Origin of the sequence: Escherichia sp. WS1450 (genome assembly GCF_046487395.1) — a bacterium.
Taxonomy (GTDB): domain Bacteria; phylum Pseudomonadota; class Gammaproteobacteria; order Enterobacterales; family Enterobacteriaceae; genus Escherichia; species Escherichia coli.
In genome coordinates, this window is the sequence record NZ_JBJQJO010000018.1 from 15,881 (window position 1) to 38,500 (window position 22,620).

Below are 22,620 nucleotides of genomic sequence, written 5' to 3' on the forward strand. Positions count from 1 at the left end.
CGTGATTAAGGAATGATCCATGACTAAATATCGCTCTGCCAAAACATTGACAACGGTACTGTCGTTACTGGCAGCAACGGTAAGTTTTTCTACCCAGGCGTCAGTAACGCCCGATCGTACTCGCCTGATTTTTAATGAAAGCGATAAATCTATCAGTGTGACGCTGCGTAATAACGACCCCAAACTGCCTTATCTGGCGCAAAGCTGGATTGAAGATGAAAAGGGCGTCAAGATCAGCTCGCCGCTGGCGGTATTGCCGCCTGTACAGCGCATTGAAGCAATGATGAATGGCCAGGTTAAAATTCAGGGCCTGCCGGATATTCATAAATTACCTGCCGATCGGGAATCGATGTTCTATTTCAACGTGCGCGAAATTCCGCCGAAATCGAACAAATCCAACATGCTACAAATCGCTCTTCAGACGCGTATCAAACTTTTCTGGAGACCGAAAGCTCTGGAAAAAAACACCACGCAAAACCCGTGGCAGCATAAAGTGACCTTAACCCGCAACGGTCAGGAATTTACCGTTAATAACCCGACGCCGTATTACGTCATTTTCAGTAATGCCAGCACACAGAAAAATGGCAATCCGGCAGCCGGTTTCTCGCCAATAGTGATGTCGCCGAAAACCTCTGCACCGCTGAATGTGAAGATGGGGAGTGTGCCGGTACTGACCTATGTCAACGACTATGGCGCTCGGATGCCGCTCTTTTTCACCTGCAACGGTAACAGTTGCCAGGTTGATGAAGAGCAGAGCCGCAAAGGCTAATGACGGGAGAGCCAGTATGAAAGGATCTTGTTCTGTCTGGGCGGTAACTGGGTTACTGATATGTTGTGTTGGTAGCGGCTTTGCAGTTGCAGCGAGTAAGTCAGTAAGTATGAATTTACGGGTGCTTGTTGATGCCCCTCCTCCTTGTACGGTAAATGGTGCGGCAGTTGAGTTTGGTAATGTATTCATTAATAAGATCGATGGGGTGAGTTATAACCGTCCCATTGACTACTCGCTTGTTTGCAACAATTTGGCAATGGATGACTTGCGTTTACAGATGCAGGCGACAACGGTCGTGATTAACGGTGAAACAGTTATCAGCACAGGTATTCCAGGGTTTGGTATTCGGGTTCAAAAAAGTAGTGATCACTCAATACTCGACTTAACGTCTGGTTCATGGTTGCCGTTTAATTTTTCCTCGGGCATCCCTGCACTTGAAGCCGTGCCGGTGAAACAGAGTGGTACAACCTTAGCGGCAGCGGAATTTAACGCCAGCGCCACAATTGTGGTGGATTATCAATGAAACGGATCTCACTTCTTGTGCTGTGGGGCTTTTGCTCGATGGCACTCTCAAATGTCTCTTTTCACGGCTATTTAGTGCAGCCGCCTAACTGCACTATTAGCAACGCTCAAACCATTGAAATCACCTTTCAGGATGTGTTTGTTGATGACATTAATGGCAGTAATTATGAGCAAACGGTGCCGTATTCCATTACCTGTGATACGGCGGTTCGCGACCCATCAATGGAAATGACCTTGAGCTGGAGTGGCACACAAAGCGATTTTGATGATGCCGCAGTAAGCAGCAATATCACTGGATTAGGTATTCAGCTTAAACAGGCTGGGCAGCGTTTTAGGATCAATACGCCACTCGTGGTGAATGAAACCGATTTACCGGTGTTAACGGCTGTGCCAGTAAAAAAGAGTGGTGATGATCTGCCTGAGGCGGACTTTGAAGCCTGGGCCACGTTACAGGTGGATTATCAATGAAGAAAAAGTGTGCGTTGATTTTTATCAATAGCCTGCTGTTGCTGAACAGCGGCACCACAACAGCGGTAGATAATCTGCACTTTACCGGCAATTTAATCAGTAAATCGTGTACACCAGTGATCAACGGTAGCCAGTTGGCAGAGGTACATTTTCCTGCCATTGCCGCCAGCGATTTAATGAACATTGGGCAGTCAGAGCGAGTGCCGTTGGTCATTCAATTGAAGGATTGTCAAAGTTCTACATCGCTGAGTGTCAGAGTCACGTTAACGGGAACAGAAGATAGTGAACTGCCCGGATTTCTGGCTTTTGACGCCTCGTCTTCTGCGTCCGGCGCTGGGATTGGAATTGAAACAGCGGCAGGTATACCAGTGCCAGTCAACAATACAACAGGCGTCACGCTCCCGCTGAATCAGGGAAATAACAGCCTAAATTTTAATGCCTGGTTACAGGCGAAGAGCGGGCGAAATGTAACGTCCGGTGACTTTAACGCCACTGTGACGGCAACCTTTGAGTATTTATAACATGAAAAAATGGACCCTATTTTTCGCGAGCCTGATGCTGCTTGTCCTGAATGTTGTCGGCACACCCAGGAGCTATGCTGGGGATAAACTTATGAGTTCAAGTTTCGACAGTGTGAGAATTTATTATGCGATGGACACGATAACAGGGATAGCTTCGTCTATTGTTCTCAATGTTACGGTGGTAACACCAGGGGAGGTTGCATATGGAAAATATAGTTTTCTTGCGCGTAAGGGGGATACGCTTCCGCGTATTTCCTGGACGGGGTCGGGTCCGGCACCAACTCTGGTTATAACGGATTATGATACGATTAATAATTCACATTGCCCCGGTATTGATACGGATATTTTCCGTTGTGCATATATGACCTTAAAGATCACCGTTGCATCTGATAATTATGGTTGCCCGTGGATCGCGTCCTTTTATTCATATACAAACTTATCTGGATTTGGAAGCTACACGAGCCCGACTGTGCATAACTCAATATGCCCAACGATACCGGTCGCCTCCTATGATATCTCCTGGAGTGAAAATTATGTCAGTCATAATAAAGCGCTACAGCTACAGTCCACGGGGTCGACAATTACCACTACGCTTTCGACCTACCTGATGGAAAACGGCAAACTCTGTGACGGCAGCGTTTTTGATAGTAGAGGTGCATACTGCCGTGCGGTATCAGAACTGTTAACCTTTACCTCTTATGGCTGCGACAAATCAACGGTAACGGTGACCCCCACACGTCATCCGGTAACCGATAAAGAGTTACATGATATCGTGGTGAAGGTGAATACCAGCAGTCGGCAACCGATTGATTCTACGTGTCGTTTTCAGTATGTATTGAATGAGTTGTAGCTCGTCGTTGTGCACTGATGCCTGATGTGACGCCGACGCGTCTTATCAGGCCTACGAAATGAATCACAATTTATTGAATTATCATATTTTTATCGGCCGGATAAGGCATTCACGCCGCATCCGGCATTCGATGCCAGCATTCACGGTAATTCCGGCGGCAACCACTCATCCACTTCAATCAACACCAGCAATGCCGCATCACCACCGTACTCTTTTGGTGCCTGGTGAAATGCCATCACATGCGGATGTTGCGCCAGCCACAGCGGCGTTTGCTGCTTCAAAATATGCTTCCCATGACCATGCATCACGCAGGCACAAAACACATGTTCGCGGCGACAGGCGGCAATCAATGCGCCTAACTCCTGCTTGGCTTGCAGCTGCGTCAAACCGTGCAAATCCAAAAACAGCTCCGGTGAATAATCGCCACGGCGTAACTTCTTCGCCTCAAAATGGCTGACATCCGGGCGAACATATTTCACCGGACCTTCGGTATTCAATAACGGCTGAAATTCATCGGAAAAATAATGGCTGGCATCGGCCTGCTCCTGAATCAACCGTTTCACTGGCACTTCGCTGATTTTCTTACGCTGCGGTCGGTGGACAATCGTGTCCTGCTTAATCTTGCGAGTCCCCGCCATCAACTGGCGAAACAGAGCCTGGTCCTCCTCGCTAAGTGTTATTTTCTTTTTCATTTATCTGTCTCTATTTCTAATTTTCCTACAGTTTACCCGACTCGTAGCGCAATCGATCGTTTTAAACGTATTTTTCCTCACTCACCGCGCGTGAATGCTGATTTATCGTCATCTTCATGGCAAACTAGCCGCCGAAATTATTGCGATCATGCCCTGGAGGAATACGTGGATAAAATTTTCGTTGATGAAGCAGTAAATGAGCTGCAAACCATTCAGGACATGTTGCGCTGGTCGGTGAGCCGCTTCAGCGCGGCGAATATCTGGTACGGCCACGGCACTGACAACCCGTGGGATGAAGCCGTGCAACTGGTGTTGCCTTCACTCTACCTGCCGCTGGATATCCCGGAAGATATGCGCACCGCGCGTCTGACCTCCAGCGAAAAACACCGTATTGTTGAGCGCGTAATTCGCCGCGTCAACGAGCGCATTCCGGTGGCCTACCTGACCAACAAAGCCTGGTTCTGCGGTCATGAATTTTACGTCGATGAACGTGTGCTGGTGCCGCGCTCGCCGATTGGTGAACTGATTAACAATAAATTTGCCGGACTCATCAGCAAGCAACCGCAGCACATTCTGGATATGTGCACCGGAAGCGGCTGCATTGCGATTGCCTGTGCTTATGCTTTCCCGGAAGCGGAAGTCGACGCGGTAGATATCTCTCCCGACGCGCTGGCGGTTGCTGAACAGAACATCGAAGAACACGGTCTGATCCACAACGTCATCCCGATTCGCTCTGATCTGTTCCGTGATTTACCGAAAGTGCAGTACGACCTGATTGTCACTAACCCGCCGTACGTCGATGCGGAAGATATGTCCGACCTGCCAAATGAGTACCGTCACGAGCCGGAACTGGGCCTGGCATCTGGCACCGACGGCCTGAAACTGACGCGTCGCATTCTCGGAAACGCGGCAGATTACCTCGCTGATGATGGCGTGCTGATTTGTGAAGTGGGCAACAGCATGGTACATCTTATGGAACAATATCCGGATGTTCCGTTCACCTGGCTGGAGTTTGATAACGGCGGCGATGGTGTGTTTATGCTCACCAAAGAGCAGCTGCTGGCGGCCCGTGAACATTTCGCGATTTATAAAGATTAAGTAAACACGCAAACACAACAATAACGGAGCCGTGATGGCTGGAAACACAATTGGACAACTCTTTCGCGTAACCACCTTCGGCGAATCGCACGGGCTGGCGCTCGGCTGCATCGTCGATGGTGTTCCGCCAGGCATTCCGCTGACGGAAGCGGACCTGCAACATGACCTTGATCGTCGTCGCCCTGGGACATCGCGCTACACCACCCAGCGTCGTGAGCCGGATCAGGTCAAAATTCTCTCCGGTGTTTTTGAAGGCGTTACTACCGGCACCAGCATTGGCTTGTTGATCGAAAATACCGACCAGCGTTCTCAGGATTACAGCGCCATTAAAGACGTTTTCCGTCCAGGCCATGCCGATTACACCTACGAACAAAAATACGGTCTGCGCGATTATCGCGGCGGCGGGCGCTCTTCCGCCCGCGAAACCGCCATGCGCGTGGCGGCAGGGGCGATTGCAAAAAAATATCTCGCCGAGAAATTTGGCATTGAGATTCGCGGCTGCCTGACCCAGATGGGTGACATTCCGCTGGAAATCAAAGACTGGTCGCAGGTCGAGCAAAATCCGTTTTTCTGCCCGGACCCGGACAAAATCGACGCGTTAGATGAACTGATGCGCGCGCTGAAAAAAGAGGGCGACTCCATCGGCGCGAAAGTCACCGTTGTTGCCAGTGGCGTCCCCGCCGGACTTGGCGAGCCGGTCTTTGACCGCCTGGATGCCGACATCGCCCATGCGCTGATGAGCATCAACGCGGTGAAAGGCGTAGAAATTGGTGATGGTTTTGACGTGGTGGCGCTGCGTGGCAGCCAGAACCGCGACGAAATCACCAAAGACGGTTTCCAGAGCAACCATGCGGGCGGCATTCTTGGCGGTATCAGCAGCGGGCAGCAAATCATTGCCCATATGGCGCTGAAGCCAACCTCCAGCATTACCGTGCCAGGGCGTACCATTAACCGCTTTGGCGAAGAAGTTGAGATGATCACCAAAGGCCGTCACGATCCTTGTGTCGGGATCCGTGCGGTGCCGATCGCAGAAGCGATGCTGGCGATCGTTTTAATGGATCACCTGTTACGGCAGCGGGCGCAAAATGCCGATGTGAAGACTGATATTCCACGCTGGTAAAAAATGAACAAAACCGCGATTGCGCTGCTGGCCCTGCTTGCCAGTAGCGCCAGCCTGGCAGCGACGCCGTGGCAAAAAATAACCCAACCTGTGCCGGGTAGCGCACAATCGATAGGCAGTTTTTCTAATGGCTGTATCGTCGGCGCTGACACGCTGCCGATACAGTCCGAACATTATCAGGTCATGCGTACCGATCAGCGTCGCTATTTCGGACACCCGGATCTGGTGATGTTTATCCAGCGTCTGAGTAGCCAGGTGAGCAATCTGAGCTTGGGCACGGTGCTGATTGGCGATATGGGGATGCCTGCTGGTGGTCGTTTCAACGGCGGTCACGCCAGCCACCAGACCGGACTGGATGTGGACATCTTCCTGCAACTGCCAAAAACACGCTGGACCTCCGCGCAGCTCTTGCGCCCGCAAGCGTTAGATTTAGTTTCCCGCGACGGTAAACACGTTGTTCCGACGCTGTGGAAGCCAGAAATTTTCAGCTTGATCAAACTCGCCGCCCAGGACAAAGACGTCACGCGCATTTTTGTTAATCCGGCGATTAAACAACAACTTTGCCTTGATGCGGGCACCGATCGCGACTGGTTGCGCAAAGTGCGACCCTGGTTCCAGCATCGCGCGCATATGCATGTACGATTACGTTGTCCTGCCGATAGTCTGGAGTGTGAAGATCAACCTTTACCGCCACCAGGCGATGGTTGCGGGGCAGAACTGCAAAGCTGGTTTGAACCTCCAAAACCGGGAACAACAAAGCCTGAGAAGAAGACACCGCCTCCGTTGCCGCCTTCCTGCCAGGCGCTACTGGATGAGCACGTGATCTAATGGAAACGTTTAATAGCCTGTTTATGGTTTCCCCGCTGTTGCTGGGAGTTCTCTTTTTTGTCGCCATGCTGGCGGGATTTATCGACTCGATTGCCGGTGGCGGTGGGTTACTCACCATTCCGGCATTGATGGCGGCGGGGATGTCTCCCGCTAACGCGCTGGCAACCAATAAACTGCAAGCCTGCGGTGGCTCTATTTCCGCCACTATCTACTTTATTCGCCGCAAAGTGGTTAGTTTAAGCGATCAGAAACTCAATATCGCCATGACCTTTGTCGGCTCAATGAGCGGCGCATTGCTGGTGCAGTATGTTCAGGCTGATGTCTTACGGCAGATTTTGCCCATTCTGGTGATTTGTATCGGCCTCTATTTCTTGCTGATGCCAAAGCTGGGTGAAGAAGATCGCCAGCGCCGGATGTACGGTTTACCCTTCGCGTTAATTGCCGGTGGCTGCGTCGGTTTTTATGACGGCTTCTTTGGTCCGGCAGCGGGATCGTTTTACGCGCTGGCCTTTGTTACGCTGTGCGGATTCAACCTCGCCAAAGCCACGGCTCACGCCAAATTACTCAACGCAACGTCAAATATCGGCGGTTTACTGCTGTTTATTCTCGGTGGCAAAGTGATTTGGGCGACAGGATTCGTGATGCTGGTGGGGCAGTTCCTCGGCGCGCGCATGGGTTCACGACTGGTGTTGAGCAAAGGACAAAAGCTGATCCGCCCGATGATTGTTATCGTCTCGGCGGTGATGAGTGCCAAATTACTTTACGATAGCCACGGACAGGAGATCCTCCACTGGTTGGGGATGAACTAATGAACAGTACACACCACTACGAGCAGTTGATTGAAATTTTTAATAGCTGCTTTGCCGATGATTTTAATACCCGTCTGATTAAAGGCGACGACGAACCGATCTATCTTCCTGCTGATGCGGAAGTACCGTATAACCGAATCGTCTTTGCTCATGGCTTTTATGCCAGCGCAATTCATGAGATTTCGCACTGGTGTATTGCCGGGAAAGCGCGCCGTGAGCTGGTTGATTTCGGCTACTGGTATTGCCCGGACGGACGCGATGCCCAAACGCAAAGCCAGTTTGAAGATGTTGAAGTGAAGCCGCAGGCGCTGGACTGGTTGTTCTGTGTGGCGGCGGGATATCCGTTTAACGTCAGTTGCGACAATCTGGAAGGCGACTTCGAACCGGATCGTGTGGTGTTTCAACGGCGGATACATGCACAGGTGATGGATTATCTGGAAAACGGCATTCCTGAACGCCCGGCACGCTTCATTAAAGCATTACAAAATTATTATCACACGCCGGAACTTACGGCGGAACAGTTCCCGTGGCCGGAAGCGCTCAACTAAAGCCAGCGCCACGTTTTACAATGAGGAAAGAAGATGATCGCGGAGTTTGAATCACGCATTCTGGCATTAATCGACGGTATGGTTGACCATGCCAGTGATGATGAGTTGTTTGCCAGTGGGTATTTGCGTGGCCACCTGACATTAGCCATCGCAGAACTGGAAAGTGGTGATGACCACTCCGCCCAGGCGGTACATACAACCGTTAGCCAGAGTCTGGAAAAAGCCATTGGTGCCGGTGAATTGTCGCCGCGTGACCAGGCGCTGGTGACCGATATGTGGGAAAACCTGTTTCAGCAGGCGTCACAGCAGTAAGTAATGTGCCGGATGCGGCGTTCACGCCATATCCGGCAAACACTGCCAGAGCAGATTACCCCGTCTTAACCGCTTTACCCTTCAACAATTTCCGCACCCATAACCTATTCGGATTTAACGCCGCCAGCGTACTGGCATCCATCGGAATCGGTTCGTCGCTCATCTGCGCCGCCAGAATCTCAGCACACAGCGGGGCAGAACACAAACCGCGCGAACCCAAAGCAGCAAGCATAAAGAGATCGTCATAAACCGGCGCGCTTACCGCCTTATCTTTCTGCTCCGCCAGCGACGCATATTCCACGAGTGTTGCCTCATAATCGGGAACATTGCCTACCATTGGCAAATGATCGCGAGTGGCACAACGCACACCGCAGCGCGCCTCTTTATCACTGACATCAACCTCTTTTGCCCACTGCGCCTGCGGGAAACAATCAATCAACCGCTGGCGATTCTGCTGCTGATCGTCCTCACTGAACGCCGTATCTTCGCTGCCGCGATGATAACTGGCACCAATACAATGATGTTGATTCGCCGGATTTTGCGGCGTGAGGTAACCGTCATAGCACAGCACCTGCTTCAGCTTTGCCAGTTCCGGCGTTGTCGGAATATGGCTGACCTGTCCGGCAACCGAATACACTGGCAGAGTCGATGTTTGGCTGAAACCGCTGATTTGATGCCCGTTCGCCAGTACTACTACATTGTGTGTTGCTTGCTGATCTCCTGCAAAATTCAGCAACCAACAGTCATCCTTACGGGATAAATCCTGCAACTGATATTGATAATGAATCTGTAAACCTTGCTGTTGCGCCAGTTCCAGCACATTACAGGTCAGTTCTGCTGGACACAGCCATCCACCTTGCGGATATGTAATACCGCCACAATTTGTTACTACACCTGTAACGCCTTCAACCTCATTCGCCCCGACCGCAACAGCCAGTTCTGTGGGTAAATCCATCGACAGCATCTGTGCGATTTTATGCTGGCTTTTCTCATCCCAGCCTAACTGCGTGACGCCGCACCAGTCATGATCAAATTTGACGGGCAATAAATCGTAAAGCCGACGAGCAAAAGTAAACGCATTAGAGAAAAAGCGGTTCAGCGCCTCATCGTGTTTACTTAAAAGCGGATACAGCGCCCCCTGGCGATTGCCGGAAGCACCCAGCGCGGGGGCTTCATCCGCGCAATAAAGCGTTACTTGCCAGCCGCGCCGTAATAACGCCAGCGACAACAACGCGCTGGCAATACCACCGCCGATAATCGCCGCTTCCCGTTTGCTGCTGCCCGTACGATTAAACCACGGCGTGGAGCAGGGGAGTGGTAATGTCTGTTCCATCACCCCACAAAGCATTTCCCGTTTGCGCCCAAAGCCCTTACGTTTTTGCATCGTGAATCCGGCTTCCTGTAAACCACGGCGGACAAAACCGGCAGACGTAAATGTCGCCAGCGTGCCGCCCGGACGCGCCAGCCGGGCCATGGCGTTAAACAGATTTTGCGTCCACATATCCGGGTTTTTCGCTGGCGCAAAGCCGTCCAGAAACCAGGCATCTACTTTTTGATTTAGCGAATCGTCCAGTTGGCTGGTCAGTTCATTAATATCGCCAAACCATAAATCCAGCGTCACGCGGCCTTCATCGAGTAATAAACGATGGCAACCGGGCAAGGGCATTGGCCACTGCGCCTGAAGTTGTTCTGCCCACGGAGCCAGTTCCGGCCAGTGTTGATGCGCTAAGGCTAAATCCGCACGGGTGAGGGGAAATTTCTCAAAACTAATGAAATGTAAGCGTTGTAATTGCGCTTGCGGATGTGCTTCGCGAAACTGATCAAATGCCTGCCATAGCGTCAGGAAGTTTAATCCGGTGCCGAAGCCGCTCTCTGCTACCACAAACAGAGGATGTGGATGCTCAGGAAAGCGTGCCTCTAATTGGTTACCTCCGAGAAAAACATAGCGTGTCTCTTCCAGTCCGTTATCGTTGGAAAAATAGACATCGTCAAAATCTCGGGAAACAGGTGTACCCTCAGCATTAAATTCGAGGTTGGCAGGTTGTATGGCGTTGTGTTTCACGTAAGTTACTCGTCTTACAGGCGGTGCCTCGATCTTAGCGATGTGTGTCAGGCTGCGCAAATTTCTCTATTAATTGGCTGATCGGACTTGTTCGGCGTACAAGTGTACGCTATTGTGCATTCGAAACTTACTCTATGTGCGACTTACAGAGGTATTGAATGAAACGTGCAGTGATTACTGGCCTGGGCATTGTTTCCAGCATCGGTAATAACCAGCAGGAAGTCCTGGCATCTCTGCGTGAAGGACGTTCAGGGATCACTTTCTCTCAGGAGCTGAAGGATTCCGGCATGCGTAGCCACGTCTGGGGCAACGTAAAACTGGATACCACTGGCCTCATTGACCGCAAAGTTGTGCGCTTTATGAGCGACGCATCCATTTATGCATTCCTTTCTATGGAGCAGGCAATTGCAGATGCTGGCCTCTCCCCGGAAGCTTACCAGAATAACCCGCGCGTTGGCCTGATTGCAGGTTCCGGCGGCGGTTCCCCGCGTTTTCAGGTGTTCGGCGCTGACGCAATGCGCGGCCCGCGCGGCCTGAAAGCGGTAGGCCCGTATGTGGTCACCAAAGCGATGGCATCCGGCGTTTCTGCCTGCCTCGCCACGCCGTTTAAGATTCACGGCGTTAACTACTCCATCAGCTCCGCGTGTGCGACTTCCGCACACTGTATCGGTAACGCAGTAGAGCAGATCCAACTGGGCAAACAGGACATCGTGTTTGCTGGTGGCGGCGAAGAATTGTGCTGGGAAATGGCCTGCGAATTCGACGCAATGGGTGCGCTGTCTACCAAATACAACGACACCCCGGAAAAAGCCTCCCGTACTTATGACGCTCACCGTGACGGTTTCGTTATCGCTGGCGGCGGCGGTATGGTGGTGGTCGAAGAACTGGAACACGCGTTGGCACGTGGTGCTCATATCTACGCTGAAATCGTTGGCTACGGCGCAACGTCTGATGGCGCAGACATGGTTGCTCCGTCTGGCGAAGGCGCAGTGCGTTGCATGAAGATGGCGATGCACGGTGTTGATACCCCAATCGACTACCTGAACTCCCACGGTACTTCGACTCCGGTTGGCGACGTGAAAGAGCTGGCGGCTATCCGTGAAGTGTTCGGCGATAAGAGCCCGGCGATTTCTGCAACCAAAGCAATGACCGGTCACTCTCTGGGCGCTGCTGGCGTACAGGAAGCTATCTACTCTCTGCTGATGCTGGAACACGGTTTTATCGCCCCGAGCATCAATATTGAAGAGCTGGACGAGCAGGCTGCGGGTCTGAACATCGTGACCGAAACGACCGATCGCGAACTGACCACCGTTATGTCTAACAGCTTCGGCTTCGGCGGCACCAACGCCACGCTGGTAATGCGTAAGCTGAAAGATTAATTCGGAGTAGGTCGTATCCGACGTTACGTGCCAATTCGGCATCCGACACGAACGCAAAAGGGAACCCGATGGTTCCCTTTTTCACATTATTGACAATCGCCGCCTGTTCCAGGCAAACTTCCCGCTTTGTCGATTTCCTTCTGAAAAGACGTACGCGTTAAATCCTGCCAACGCACCGTAACCCTGAAACCAGAGAGATGAGACGGGGAAATTCCTCGCCTTGCGCTGCATTCTGGAGTAATGCATGACTGCTGTAAGCCAAACCGAAACACGATCTTCTGCCAATTTTTCGCTCTTCCGCATCGCTTTTGCGGTTTTTCTCACCTATATGACCGTAGGGCTGCCGTTGCCGGTTATCCCGCTGTTTGTTCATCATGAACTGGGCTATGGCAACACCATGGTCGGTATTGCCGTCGGCATTCAGTTTCTGGCTACGGTGCTGACGCGTGGTTACGCCGGGCGACTGGCCGATCAATATGGCGCAAAACGTTCGGCGCTTCAGGGGATGTTAGCTTGCGGTCTGGCGGGGGGCGCGTTGCTGCTGGCGGCGATTTTGCCCGTCGCTGCACCGTTCAAATTTGCCCTGTTGGTCGTAGGGCGTTTGATTCTTGGCTTTGGTGAAAGCCAGTTACTGACAGGCGCTCTGACCTGGGGATTAGGCATCGTTGGGCCAAAACATTCCGGCAAAGTGATGTCATGGAACGGAATGGCGATTTACGGTGCCCTCGCTGTTGGTGCGCCGCTTGGCCTGTTGATTCATAGCCATTACGGTTTTGCCGCACTGGCGCTCACCACAATGGCATTACCCTTACTGGCGTGGGCCTGTAACGGCACAGTGCGCAAAGTACCGGCCCTGGCGGGAGAACGTCCATCGCTGTGGAGTGTTGTCGGGCTTATCTGGAAACCAGGGTTAGGTCTGGCACTACAAGGCGTTGGTTTTGCGGTTATCGGGACTTTCGTTTCGCTCTACTTTGCCAGCAAAGGATGGGCGATGGCGGGCTTTACTCTTACCGCGTTTGGCGGCGCATTTGTCGTGATGCGCGTCATGTTTGGCTGGATGCCGGACCGTTTTGGCGGCGTGAAAGTGGCGATCGTCTCTCTGCTTGTAGAAACGGTGGGCTTGTTGCTGCTCTGGCAAGCCCCAGGGGCGTGGGTCGCATTAGCAGGCGCGGCGTTAACCGGAGCCGGATGTTCGCTTATCTTTCCTGCGCTGGGCGTGGAGGTGGTTAAACGCGTACCGTCACACGTTCGCGGCACCGCACTGGGCGGTTACGCCGCGTTTCAGGATATCGCCCTCGGCGTCTCCGGGCCGCTTGCGGGAATGCTGGCGACCACGTTTGGTTACTCTTCGGTATTTCTTGCCGGGGCGATCTCTGCGGTGCTGGGAATTATTGTCACGATACTGTCGTTTCGTCGGGGTTAACGAACCAGCCAGACCAGCATCAGGATAATCGCGACTAACAGTATCCACAGCGCGGGACGCGTTGCCATATTTTGCAACGTGTCCATCATCGGTGGAAAAGGATTAAGCAGCGGTTGCATATCACGCGGATCAATCCCTTTAACCCGCCGTTGATAAAGCTGATTAAGAATATCCTCGGCCTGGGCAGAAGAAAGCGATGATTGCGCAGAAAGGCCATATTTTTGCTGGATATATGCCGATAACGCCGCCAGTTCACTGGCATCTAAAGGTTGTTTTAGCGCCATCTGGAGTGATTCAAGCGTCGGCGTATTTTGCTGGCTTAGCGTCTGACGCGCCTGTAGCCAGGTCACCAGATGGTTAAACAGTTTCGCTGGAATTAACTCACCATCTTTCACCCCGGAAAGTTCCAGCATCGATTGCCAGATCTGCTTGCTGGGTTCTCCCGTTGCCGCCGCAAGTTTGGTCACCAGCTGTTTGAGCGCATTGTGCTCCGCCGGTAATAACGGACGGTCGGTCGCTTCGCGCTGCTGCGGTTGCGGAATAACCATCTTCCCTTCCTGCAACAGGGTGAGAATGGTCTTTAATTGCTCCGGTGAGAGCTGATTCAGCGGCGTCTGACCAAAGTTATGACGGATATAATCCGTGACCGCCTGACGATTATTCCCCAGACGTAGATACTCCCCTAATTGCGCTAAAAGCTGGCGGGCAGAATGGCTTTTTTGCGCGGCCAGCAGACGTTGCGCCAGATTGTGCTCAGCGGCAGGAAAGTGACGCGAAAGCAGCGGTGAATCTCCCGACAGACCAATATCGTGCCTGATACCCGCCCACAGTTCTGCTCTTTGTTGTTGCGTCAGTGAGGTCACTTTCGTCATTAAGCTTTCCAGCGAAGTACGTTGCTGACTGGATAAAGGCTGATTGCCCGCGCCAGACGGCAGGTTATCTCCCTGACCTGGTGGTTGCCCAGGAGGAGGGCCGGAAATAGGTTGTATCATTACGTATCCTTATACCTGAAATCTTCGCAAGTATGCCTGGCCGCGAGATTATGGCACACTTGTCCGGTTAACTCTCGTCTCATACAGGTAACACAAACGTGAAAATCCTTGTTGATGAAAATATGCCTTATGCCCGCGACTTATTTAGCCGTTTGGGTGAGGTGACCGCGGTTCCCGGGCGTCCAATCCCCGTCGCTCAACTGGCAGACGCGGATGCGCTGATGGTGCGTTCGGTCACTAAAGTGAATGAATCTTTGCTGGCAGGAAAACCCATTAAATTTGTTGGCACTGCCACCGCGGGGACCGACCATGTCGATGAAGCGTGGTTAAAGCAGGCGGGAATTGGTTTTTCCGCGGCACCTGGCTGTAATGCGATTGCGGTGGTGGAATATGTTTTCTCCTCACTGCTGATGCTTGCCGAACGCGATGGATTTTCACTGCACGAGCGTACCGTGGGGATCGTGGGCGTTGGTAACGTTGGTCGCCGTTTACAGGCGCGACTGGAAGCGTTAGGGATTACAACCTTGCTTTGCGATCCGCCTCGCGCCGACCGTGGGGATGAGGGGGATTTCCGCTCGCTGGATGAATTAGTTCAGCATGCGGATATTCTGACTTTCCATACGCCACTCTTCAAAGACGGGCCGTACAAAACGCTGCATCTGGCGGATGAAAAACTGATCCGTAGCCTGAAACCAGGAGCGATTCTGATTAACGCCTGCCGTGGCGCAGTCGTCGATAATACTGCCCTATTGACCTGTCTGAACGAAGGCCAGAAGTTAAGCGTAGTGCTGGATGTCTGGGAAGGCGAACCGGAACTCAACGTGGAATTGCTGAAAAAAGTGGATATCGGCACGCCGCATATCGCAGGCTATACCCTGGAAGGTAAAGCACGCGGTACTACGCAAGTGTTTGAAGCCTATAGCAAGTTTATTGGGCATGAACAACACGTTGCGCTGGATACGTTGCTGCCCGCGCCAGAGTTTGGCCGCATTACGCTGCATGGTCCGCTCGATCAACCGACGCTGAAAAGGCTGGTGCATTTGGTGTATGATGTGCGCCGCGATGACGCACCGCTGCGTAAAGTCGCCGGAATACCGGGTGAGTTCGATAAGCTGCGCAAAAACTATCTTGAGCGCCGTGAATGGTCATCTCTGTATGTGATTTGTGATGACGCCAGCGCGGCATCATTGCTGTGTAAACTGGGTTTTAACGCCGTTCATCATCCGGCACGTTAATCTCTTCTTCATGCTCTCTGCTGTAATATTGGCAGGGAGCTTTGCTATTTCTGGAGTAAACCACCATGTCTGAAGGCTGGAACATTGCCGTCCTGGGCGCAACTGGCGCTGTGGGCGAAGCCCTGCTTGAAACGCTGGCTGAACGTCAGTTCCCGGTTGGGGAAATTTATGCACTGGCACGTAACGAAAGCGCAGGCGAACAACTGCGCTTTGGTGGTAAGACAATCACCGTGCAGGATGCTGCTGAATTCGACTGGACGCAGGCGCAGCTGGCGTTTTTTGTCGCAGGCAAAGAAGCTAGCGCTGCCTGGGTTGAAGAAGCGACCAACTCAGGTTGTCTGGTGATCGACAGCAGCGGATTGTTTGCTCTCGAACCTGACGTACCGCTGGTGGTGCCGGAAGTAAACCCGTTTGTACTGACCGATTACCGCAACCGGAATGTCATCGCCGTACCGGACAGTCTGACCAGCCAGCTGCTGGCGGCACTGAAACCGTTAATCGATCAGGGCGGTTTGTCACGTATCAGCGTTACCAGCCTGATTTCAGCCTCCGCCCAGGGCAAAAAAGCGGTCGATGCGTTAGCGGGGCAGAGTGCGAAATTGCTCAACGGCATTCCGATTGATGAAGAAGATTTCTTCGGGCGTCAGCTGGCGTTCAACATGCTGCCGTTACTGCCGGATAGCGAAGGTAGCGTGCGTGAAGAACGTCGTATCGTTGACGAAGTACGCAAAATCCTGCAGGACGAAGGGCTGATGATTTCGGCAAGCGTCGTCCAGGCACCGGTATTCTACGGTCATGCCCAGATGGTCAACTTTGAAGCACTGCGTCCGCTGGCAGCAGAAGAAGCGCGTGATGCGTTTGCTCAGGGCGAAGATATTGTGCTCTCTGAAGAGAACGAATTCCCGACTCAGGTGGGGGATGCTTCTGGTACGCCGCATCTTTCCGTTGGCTGCGTACGTAATGACTACGGTATGCCGGAGCAAGTTCAGTTCTGGTCGGTGGCCGATAACGTTCGCTTTGGCGGCGCGCTGATGGCAGTAAAAATCGCCGAGAAACTGGTGCAGGAGTATCTGTACTAATGTCCGACCAGCAACAACCGCCAGTTTATAAAATTGCGCTGGGCATTGAGTACGACGGCAGTAAGTATTACGGCTGGCAACGGCAGAACGAAGTCCGCAGTGTGCAGGAGAAGCTGGAAAAGGCGCTCTCCCAGGTGGCGAACGAACCGATCACCGTCTTCTGCGCCGGGCGTACTGACGCAGGTGTACACGGCACCGGGCAGGTTGTGCATTTCGAAACGACCGCGCAGCGCAAAGACGCCGCGTGGACGTTGGGCGTAAATGCGAATTTACCTGGTGACATCGCCGTGCGTTGGGTTAAAGCTGTACCTGATGATTTTCATGCCCGATTTAGCGCCACGGCTCGCCGTTATCGCTACATCATCTACAATCATCGGCTGCGCCCGGCGGTACTGAGTAAAGGGGTAACCCATTTTTACGAACCGCTGGACGCTGAACGGATGCATCGGGCTGCGCAATGCTTGCTGGGCGAGAATGATTTCACCTCGTTCCGTGCGGTGCAGTGCCAGTCCCGAACCCCGTGGCGCAACGTTATGCATATTAATGTCACGCGTCACGGTCCTTATGTGGTGGTAGATATCAAAGCGAATGCCTTTGTACATCATATGGTCAGGAATATTGTCGGCAGCCTGATGGAAGTCGGTGCCCACAACCAGCCGGAGAGCTGGATAGCAGAGTTGCTGGCGGCAAAGGACAGAACGCTGGCGGCAGCAACGGCAAAAGCGGAAGGGCTGTATCTGGTCGCGGTGGATTACCCTGACCGGTATGATCTTCCAAAACCGCCAATGGGCCCGCTATTTCTGGCGGACTAACAAGAATAATGCTCGGAACATTTCAGGCTGTAGCCAACGTAGTTACAGCCTGAAAGATGACGAGTACAAGGCATAGGCTAATATGGACCTGATTTATTTCCTCATCGATTTTATCCTGCACATTGACGTGCATCTGGCAGAACTGGTCGCGGAGTATGGCGTCTGGGTTTATGCCATTTTGTTCTTAATTTTGTTCTGTGAAACCGGTCTGGTGGTAACGCCGTTTTTACCGGGTGATTCATTGCTGTTTGTTGCCGGTGCGTTGGCATCACTGGAAACCAACGATCTCAACGTCCATATGATGGTGGTGCTGATGCTGATCGCCGCGATTGTGGGTGACGCGGTGAACTACACCATTGGACGGTTATTCGGTGACAAACTGTTCAGTAATCCGGATTCGAAAATCTTTCGTCGCAGTTATCTTGATAAGACTCATCAGTTTTATGAGAAACATGGCGGCAAAACGATTATTCTCGCCCGTTTTGTGCCGATCGTCAGAACGTTCGCGCCGTTCGTTGCGGGAATGGGCCACATGTCGTATCGTCATTTCGCCGCTTATAACGTCCTCGGCGCGTTGCTATGGGTACTGATTTTTACCTACGCGGGTTATTTCTTCGGAACGCTCCCCTTCATTCAGAGCAACCTTAAACTGATGATTGTTGGCATTATTTTTGTTTCAATATTGCCAGGTGTTTTCGAATTTATTCGCCACAAACGCGCTGCGGCACGCGCCGCAAAATAAAAAGTAACTCCGCGGTTCGACCACTTTTTTATCCAAAGTTTCGGGCTGTTATGTTTTAATGTGCAACATTCATGGTCTGTTGGGGGCAAAAATGGCATTATGCGTCCCCAAAGATAAAACTGGCATCGAACCAGGTTCAGACAGAAAGGTCCCTAATGAGCTGGATTGAACGAATTAAAAGCAACATTACTCCCACCCGCAAGGCGAGCATTCCTGAAGGGGTGTGGACTAAGTGTGATAGCTGCGGTCAGGTTTTATACCGCGCTGAGCTGGAACGTAATCTTGAGGTCTGTCCGAAGTGTGACCATCACATGCGTATGACAGCGCGTAATCGCCTGCATAGCCTGTTAGATGAAGGAAGCCTTGTGGAGCTGGGTAGCGAGCTTGAGCCGAAAGATGTGCTGAAGTTTCGTGACTCCAAGAAGTATAAAGACCGTCTGGCATCTGCGCAGAAAGAAACCGGCGAAAAAGATGCGCTGGTGGTGATGAAAGGCACCCTGTATGGAATGCCGGTTGTCGCTGCGGCATTCGAGTTTGCCTTTATGGGCGGTTCCATGGGGTCTGTGGTAGGTGCACGTTTCGTGCGTGCCGTTGAGCAGGCGCTGGAAGATAACTGCCCACTGATCTGCTTCTCCGCCTCTGGTGGCGCACGTATGCAGGAAGCACTGATGTCGCTGATGCAGATGGCGAAAACCTCTGCGGCGCTGGCAAAAATGCAGGAGCGCGGCTTGCCGTACATCTCCGTGCTGACCGACCCGACCATGGGCGGTGTTTCTGCAAGTTTCGCCATGCTGGGCGATCTCAACATCGCTGAACCGAAAGCGTTAATCGGCTTTGCCGGTCCGCGTGTTATCGAACAGACCGTTCGCGAAAAACTGCCGCCAGGATTCCAGCGCAGTGAATTCCTGATCGAGAAGGGCGCGATCGACATGATCGTCCGTCGTCCGGAAATGCGCCTGAAACTGGCGAGTATTCTGGCGAAGTTGATGAATCTGCCAGCGCCGAATCCTGAAGCGCCGCGTGAAGGCGTAGTGGTGCCACCGGTACCAGATCAGGAACCTGAGGCCTGATAACTGATAAGGGCAGGGCCACTGGCTCTGCCCTTTTGCTATTCTCACCGTAACGAATCAGCGGATACCATGATTATCAAACGCACTCCTCAAGCCGCGTCGCCTCTGGCTTCGTGGCTTTCTTATCTGGAAAACCTGCACAGTAAAACTATCGATCTCGGCCTTGAGCGCGTGAGCCAGGTCGCGGCGCGTCTTGGCATTCTGAAACCAGCGCCATTTGTGTTTACCGTTGCGGGTACGAATGGCAAAGGCACCACCTGCCGTACGCTGGAGTCGATTCTGATGGCGGCAGGGTACAAAGTGGGCGTCTACAGTTCGCCGCATCTGGTGCGTTATACCGAGCGCGTACGTGTGCAGGGCCAGGAATTGCCGGAATCGGCCCACACCGCCTCTTTTGCGGAGATTGAATCGGCACGCGGTGATATTTCCCTGACCTATTTCGAGTACGGTACGCTGTCGGCGTTGTGGCTGTTCAAGCAGGCACAACTTGACGTGGTGATTCTGGAAGTAGGGCTGGGTGGTCGTCTGGACGCAACCAATATTGTCGATGCCGATGTCGCGGTTGTAACCAGCATTGCGCTGGATCATACCGACTGGCTGGGGCCAGATCGCGAAAGCATTGGTCGCGAGAAAGCAGGCATCTTCCGCAGCGAAAAACCGGCAATTGTCGGTGAGCCGGAAATGCCTTCTACCATTGCTGATGTGGCGCAGGAAAAAAGTGCACTGTTACAACGTCGGGGCGTTGAGTGGAACTATTCCGTCACCGATCATGACTGGACGTTTAGCGATGCTCACGGCACGCTGGAAAATCTGCCGTTGCCGCTTGTCCCGCAACCGAATGCCGCAACGGCGCTGGCGGCACTGCGTGCCAGCGGGCTGGAGGTCAGTGAAAATGCCATTCGCGACGGGATTGCCAGCGCAATTTTGCCGGGACGTTTCCAGATTGTGAGCGAGTCGCCACGTGTTATTTTTGATGTCGCGCATAATCCACATGCGGCGGAATATCTCACCGGGCGTATGAAAGCGCTACCGAAAAACGGGCGCGTGCTGGCGGTTATCGGTATGCTACATGATAAAGATATTGCCGGAACTCTGGCCTGGTTGAAAAGCGTGGTTGATGACTGGTATTGTGCGCCACTGGAAGGGCCGCGCGGTGCCACGGCAGAACAACTGCTTGAGCATTTGGGTAACGGCAAATCATTTGATAGCGTGGCGCAGGCATGGGATGCCGCAATGGCGGACGCTAAAGCGGAAGATACCGTGCTGGTGTGTGGTTCGTTCCACACGGTCGCACATGTCATGGAAGTGATTGACGCGAGGAGAAGCGGTGGCAAGTAAGTTTCAGAATCGGTTAGTGGGCACGATCGTGCTGGTGGCGCTGGGGGTGATTGTACTTCCAGGGCTGCTGGACGGGCAGAAAAAACATTATCAGGATGAGTTCGCGGCTATCCCGCTGGTGCCAAAAGCAGGCGATCGCGATGAGCCTGATATGATGCCAGCTGCCACCCAGGCGCTGCCGACGCAGCCGCCGGAAGGCGCAGCGGAAGAGGTGCGGGCAGGTGATGCCGCAGCACCGTCGCTCGATCCGGCCACTATTGCAGCCAATAACACCGAGTTTGAACCGGAACCTGCACCGGTCGCCCCACCGAAGCCGAAACCGGTGGAGCCGCTTAAGCCAAAGGTTGAAGCACCACCTGCGCCGAAGCCAGAACCGAAGCCGGTCGTGGAAGAAAAAGCAGCGCCAACGGGTAAAGCCTATGTTGTGCAACTGGGCGCGCTGAAAAATGCCGATAAAGTGAATGAGATTGTCGGTAAGCTGCGCGGTGCCGGTTATCGGGTTTATACGTCGCCATCCACGCCAGTGCAGGGTAAAATTACCCGTATTCTGGTTGGGCCAGATGCCTCGAAAGATAAGCTGAAAGGTTCGCTGGGTGAGTTGAAGCAACTTTCTGGCTTAAGTGGCGTGGTAATGGGCTATACGCCGAATTAATACGGTCTTGCCTGATGCGACGCTGGCACGTCTTATCAGGCCTGCGCAGGAGTAGAACCGTAGGTCGGATAAGGCGTTTACGCCGCATCCGACAGTCGTTGCCTGATGCGACGCTGGCGCGTCTTATCAGGCCTACGCAGGGGTAGAACCGTAGGTCGGATAAGGCGTATATGCCGCATCCGACAGTCGTTGCCTGATGCGACGCTGGCGCGTCTTATCAGGCCTGCGCAGGGGTAGAACCGTAGGTCGGATAAGGCGTATATGCCGCATCCGACAGTCGTTGCCTGATGCGACGCTGGCGCGTCTTATCAGGCCTACGCAGGGGTAGAACCGTAGGTCGGATAAGGCGTATATGCCGCATCCGACAGTCGTTGCCTGATGCGACGCTGGCGCGTCTTATCAGGCCTGCGCAGGGGTAGAACCGTAGGTCGGATAAGGCGTATATGCCGCATCCGACAGTCGTTGCCTGATGCGACGCTGGCGCGTCTTATCAGGCCTACGCAGGGGTAGAACCGTAGGTCGGATAAGGCGTTCACGCCGCATCCGACAGTCGTTGCCTGATGCGACGCTGGCGCGTCTTATCAGGCCTGCGCAGGGGTAGAACCGTAGGTCGGATAAGGCGTTCACGCCGCATCCGACACGCATTGCACGATGCCGCAAAGGCATAAAAAGTCGATGGCGTTGAATATTTTTTCAGCGCCATTTTTATTGATGCGTGGGAAGGAAATCCCTACGCAAACGTTTTCTTTTTCTGTTAGAATGCGCCCCGAACAGGATGACAGGGCGTAAAATCGTGGGACACATATGGTCTGGATTGATTACGCCATAATCGCGGTGATTGCTTTTTCCTCTCTGGTTAGCCTGATCCGCGGCTTTGTTCGTGAAGCGTTATCGCTGGTGACATGGGGTTGTGCTTTCTTTGTTGCCAGTCATTACTACACTTACCTGTCAGTCTGGTTTACGGGCTTTGAAGACGAACTGGTTCGAAATGGGATTGCCATCGCGGTACTGTTTATCGCTACCCTGATCGTTGGTGCTATCGTGAACTTCGTGATAGGCCAGTTGGTAGAGAAAACGGGGTTGTCAGGCACCGATCGGGTGCTGGGCGTCTGTTTCGGTGCGTTGCGCGGTGTGTTGATTGTTGCCGCCATTCTCTTCTTTCTCGACTCCTTTACCGGGGTGTCGAAAAGCGAAGACTGGAGCAAATCACAGCTGATCCCCCAGTTCAGTTTTATCATCAGATGGTTTTTTGATTATCTGCAAAGCTCGTCAAGTTTCTTGCCCAGAGCGTAAGTGCTC

24 protein-coding genes are annotated in these 22,620 nt (G+C 52.9%); 21 read left to right on the plus strand and 3 right to left on the minus strand.

Annotated elements, in window-relative coordinates; translation table 11 throughout:
- Positions 1-19 precede the first annotated feature (19 nt).
- Genes ACJHYR_RS18835 through ACJHYR_RS18855 form a run of 5 tightly spaced genes read left to right on the plus strand, consistent with a single transcriptional unit; the run spans position 20 to position 3,130 of the window.
- Positions 20-769 carry a fimbria/pilus periplasmic chaperone gene (locus tag ACJHYR_RS18835; RefSeq protein WP_072837542.1) on the plus strand — a complete coding sequence of 250 codons (750 nt, stop codon included), beginning with the start codon at positions 20-22 and terminating at the stop codon, positions 767-769.
- A complete protein-coding gene (locus tag ACJHYR_RS18840) occupies positions 744-1,292 on the plus strand; it encodes a fimbrial protein (RefSeq protein ID WP_023156814.1) in 549 nt (182 codons plus the stop codon). Before ACJHYR_RS18835 ends, ACJHYR_RS18840 begins: the two co-directional genes overlap by 26 nt.
- Positions 1,289-1,759 (plus strand): fimbrial protein, encoded by a 471-nt coding sequence (locus ACJHYR_RS18845; protein ID WP_059327772.1) that lies wholly within the window; start codon positions 1,289-1,291, stop codon positions 1,757-1,759. The genes ACJHYR_RS18840 and ACJHYR_RS18845 overlap by 4 nt, the downstream gene beginning before the upstream one ends.
- A complete protein-coding gene (locus ACJHYR_RS18850) occupies positions 1,756-2,280 on the plus strand; it encodes a fimbrial protein (protein WP_000725949.1) in 525 nt (174 codons plus the stop codon). The genes ACJHYR_RS18845 and ACJHYR_RS18850 overlap by 4 nt, the downstream gene beginning before the upstream one ends.
- Positions 2,267-3,130: a StfH/YfcO family fimbrial adhesin gene (locus tag ACJHYR_RS18855; protein WP_012602831.1), complete on the plus strand. Its 864-nt coding sequence runs from the start codon at positions 2,267-2,269 to the stop codon at positions 3,128-3,130. Before ACJHYR_RS18850 ends, ACJHYR_RS18855 begins: the two co-directional genes overlap by 14 nt.
- Before the next feature lie 140 nt (positions 3,131-3,270).
- On the opposite strand, the gene smrB is transcribed toward ACJHYR_RS18855, so the two are convergent.
- Positions 3,271-3,822 carry an endonuclease SmrB gene (smrB, locus tag ACJHYR_RS18860; RefSeq protein WP_000727295.1) on the minus strand — a complete coding sequence of 184 codons (552 nt, stop codon included), beginning with the start codon at positions 3,820-3,822 and terminating at the stop codon, positions 3,271-3,273.
- Between the two features lie 165 nt (positions 3,823-3,987).
- Here smrB and prmB point away from each other — a divergent pair, with 165 nt between their 5' ends.
- From prmB to ACJHYR_RS18890, 6 genes are read left to right on the plus strand one after another with little or no spacing between them, the layout of a single operon-like run.
- The gene (prmB, locus tag ACJHYR_RS18865) at positions 3,988-4,920 is read left to right on the plus strand and encodes a 50S ribosomal protein L3 N(5)-glutamine methyltransferase (protein ID WP_001306448.1); all 933 of its coding nucleotides are present in this window, start codon (positions 3,988-3,990) and stop codon (positions 4,918-4,920) included.
- Between the two features lie 34 nt (positions 4,921-4,954).
- Positions 4,955-6,040: a chorismate synthase gene (gene aroC, locus ACJHYR_RS18870; RefSeq protein ID WP_001297933.1), complete on the plus strand. Its 1,086-nt coding sequence runs from the start codon at positions 4,955-4,957 to the stop codon at positions 6,038-6,040.
- A gap of 3 nt (positions 6,041-6,043) precedes the next feature.
- Positions 6,044-6,868, plus strand: coding sequence for a penicillin-insensitive murein endopeptidase (mepA, locus tag ACJHYR_RS18875; RefSeq protein ID WP_001043827.1), 825 nt, complete (start codon positions 6,044-6,046; stop codon positions 6,866-6,868).
- A complete protein-coding gene (locus tag ACJHYR_RS18880; RefSeq protein WP_000447361.1) occupies positions 6,868-7,677 on the plus strand; it encodes a sulfite exporter TauE/SafE family protein in 810 nt (269 codons plus the stop codon). Before mepA ends, ACJHYR_RS18880 begins: the two co-directional genes overlap by 1 nt.
- Entirely contained in the window at positions 7,677-8,225 is a 549-nt protein-coding gene (gene epmC, locus ACJHYR_RS18885; RefSeq protein WP_001089217.1) for an elongation factor P hydroxylase, read from the plus strand. Before ACJHYR_RS18880 ends, epmC begins: the two co-directional genes overlap by 1 nt.
- 33 nt (positions 8,226-8,258) lie before the next feature.
- Positions 8,259-8,537 carry a YfcL family protein gene (locus ACJHYR_RS18890; protein ID WP_000559764.1) on the plus strand — a complete coding sequence of 93 codons (279 nt, stop codon included), beginning with the start codon at positions 8,259-8,261 and terminating at the stop codon, positions 8,535-8,537.
- Positions 8,538-8,592: 55 nt separating this feature from the next.
- On the opposite strand, the gene mnmC is transcribed toward ACJHYR_RS18890, so the two are convergent.
- A complete protein-coding gene (gene mnmC, locus ACJHYR_RS18895; protein WP_000682151.1) occupies positions 8,593-10,599 on the minus strand; it encodes a bifunctional tRNA (5-methylaminomethyl-2-thiouridine)(34)-methyltransferase MnmD/FAD-dependent 5-carboxymethylaminomethyl-2-thiouridine(34) oxidoreductase MnmC in 2,007 nt (668 codons plus the stop codon).
- Between the two features lie 158 nt (positions 10,600-10,757).
- Between mnmC and fabB the strand changes: the two genes are divergently transcribed.
- On the plus strand, positions 10,758-11,978 hold the full coding sequence (fabB, locus tag ACJHYR_RS18900; RefSeq protein ID WP_000817178.1) for a beta-ketoacyl-ACP synthase I: 1,221 nt from the start codon (positions 10,758-10,760) through the stop codon (positions 11,976-11,978).
- A 244-nt stretch (positions 11,979-12,222) separates the two neighbouring features.
- A complete protein-coding gene (locus ACJHYR_RS18905) occupies positions 12,223-13,401 on the plus strand; it encodes an MFS transporter (protein ID WP_000127764.1) in 1,179 nt (392 codons plus the stop codon).
- On the opposite strand, the gene flk is transcribed toward ACJHYR_RS18905, so the two are convergent.
- Positions 13,398-14,393, minus strand: a complete 996-nt coding sequence (gene flk / locus ACJHYR_RS18910; protein ID WP_000615813.1) for a flagella biosynthesis regulator Flk — start codon at positions 14,391-14,393, stop codon at positions 13,398-13,400. The two genes, ACJHYR_RS18905 and flk, sit on opposite strands and share 4 nt — an antisense overlap.
- Positions 14,394-14,491: 98 nt before the next feature.
- On the opposite strand from flk, the gene pdxB reads away from it, so the two are divergent.
- From pdxB to cvpA, 8 genes are all read left to right on the plus strand, one after another.
- Positions 14,492-15,628, plus strand: a complete 1,137-nt coding sequence (gene pdxB, locus ACJHYR_RS18915) for a 4-phosphoerythronate dehydrogenase PdxB (RefSeq protein WP_000699139.1) — start codon at positions 14,492-14,494, stop codon at positions 15,626-15,628.
- 65 nt (positions 15,629-15,693) lie between these two features.
- Positions 15,694-16,707, plus strand: a complete 1,014-nt coding sequence (locus ACJHYR_RS18920; protein WP_072837543.1) for an aspartate-semialdehyde dehydrogenase — start codon at positions 15,694-15,696, stop codon at positions 16,705-16,707.
- The gene (truA, locus tag ACJHYR_RS18925; protein ID WP_001283590.1) at positions 16,707-17,519 is read left to right on the plus strand and encodes a tRNA pseudouridine(38-40) synthase TruA; all 813 of its coding nucleotides are present in this window, start codon (positions 16,707-16,709) and stop codon (positions 17,517-17,519) included. Before ACJHYR_RS18920 ends, truA begins: the two co-directional genes overlap by 1 nt.
- A gap of 82 nt (positions 17,520-17,601) precedes the next feature.
- Entirely contained in the window at positions 17,602-18,261 is a 660-nt protein-coding gene (locus ACJHYR_RS18930) for a DedA family protein (protein WP_059327911.1), read from the plus strand.
- Positions 18,262-18,416: 155 nt separating this feature from the next.
- Positions 18,417-19,331 carry an acetyl-CoA carboxylase, carboxyltransferase subunit beta gene (gene accD, locus ACJHYR_RS18935; RefSeq protein WP_000118404.1) on the plus strand — a complete coding sequence of 305 codons (915 nt, stop codon included), beginning with the start codon at positions 18,417-18,419 and terminating at the stop codon, positions 19,329-19,331.
- Positions 19,332-19,400: 69 nt separating this feature from the next.
- Positions 19,401-20,669 carry a bifunctional tetrahydrofolate synthase/dihydrofolate synthase gene (folC, locus tag ACJHYR_RS18940; protein WP_000584551.1) on the plus strand — a complete coding sequence of 423 codons (1,269 nt, stop codon included), beginning with the start codon at positions 19,401-19,403 and terminating at the stop codon, positions 20,667-20,669.
- Positions 20,659-21,321 (plus strand): cell division protein DedD, encoded by a 663-nt coding sequence (gene dedD, locus ACJHYR_RS18945; RefSeq protein WP_000146988.1) that lies wholly within the window; start codon positions 20,659-20,661, stop codon positions 21,319-21,321. Before folC ends, dedD begins: the two co-directional genes overlap by 11 nt.
- 804 nt (positions 21,322-22,125) lie before the next feature.
- Complete coding sequence (gene cvpA, locus ACJHYR_RS18950) at positions 22,126-22,614, plus strand: colicin V production protein (RefSeq protein ID WP_000262113.1); 489 nt, start codon at positions 22,126-22,128, stop codon at positions 22,612-22,614.
- The last annotated feature ends 6 nt before the right edge of the window (positions 22,615-22,620 follow it).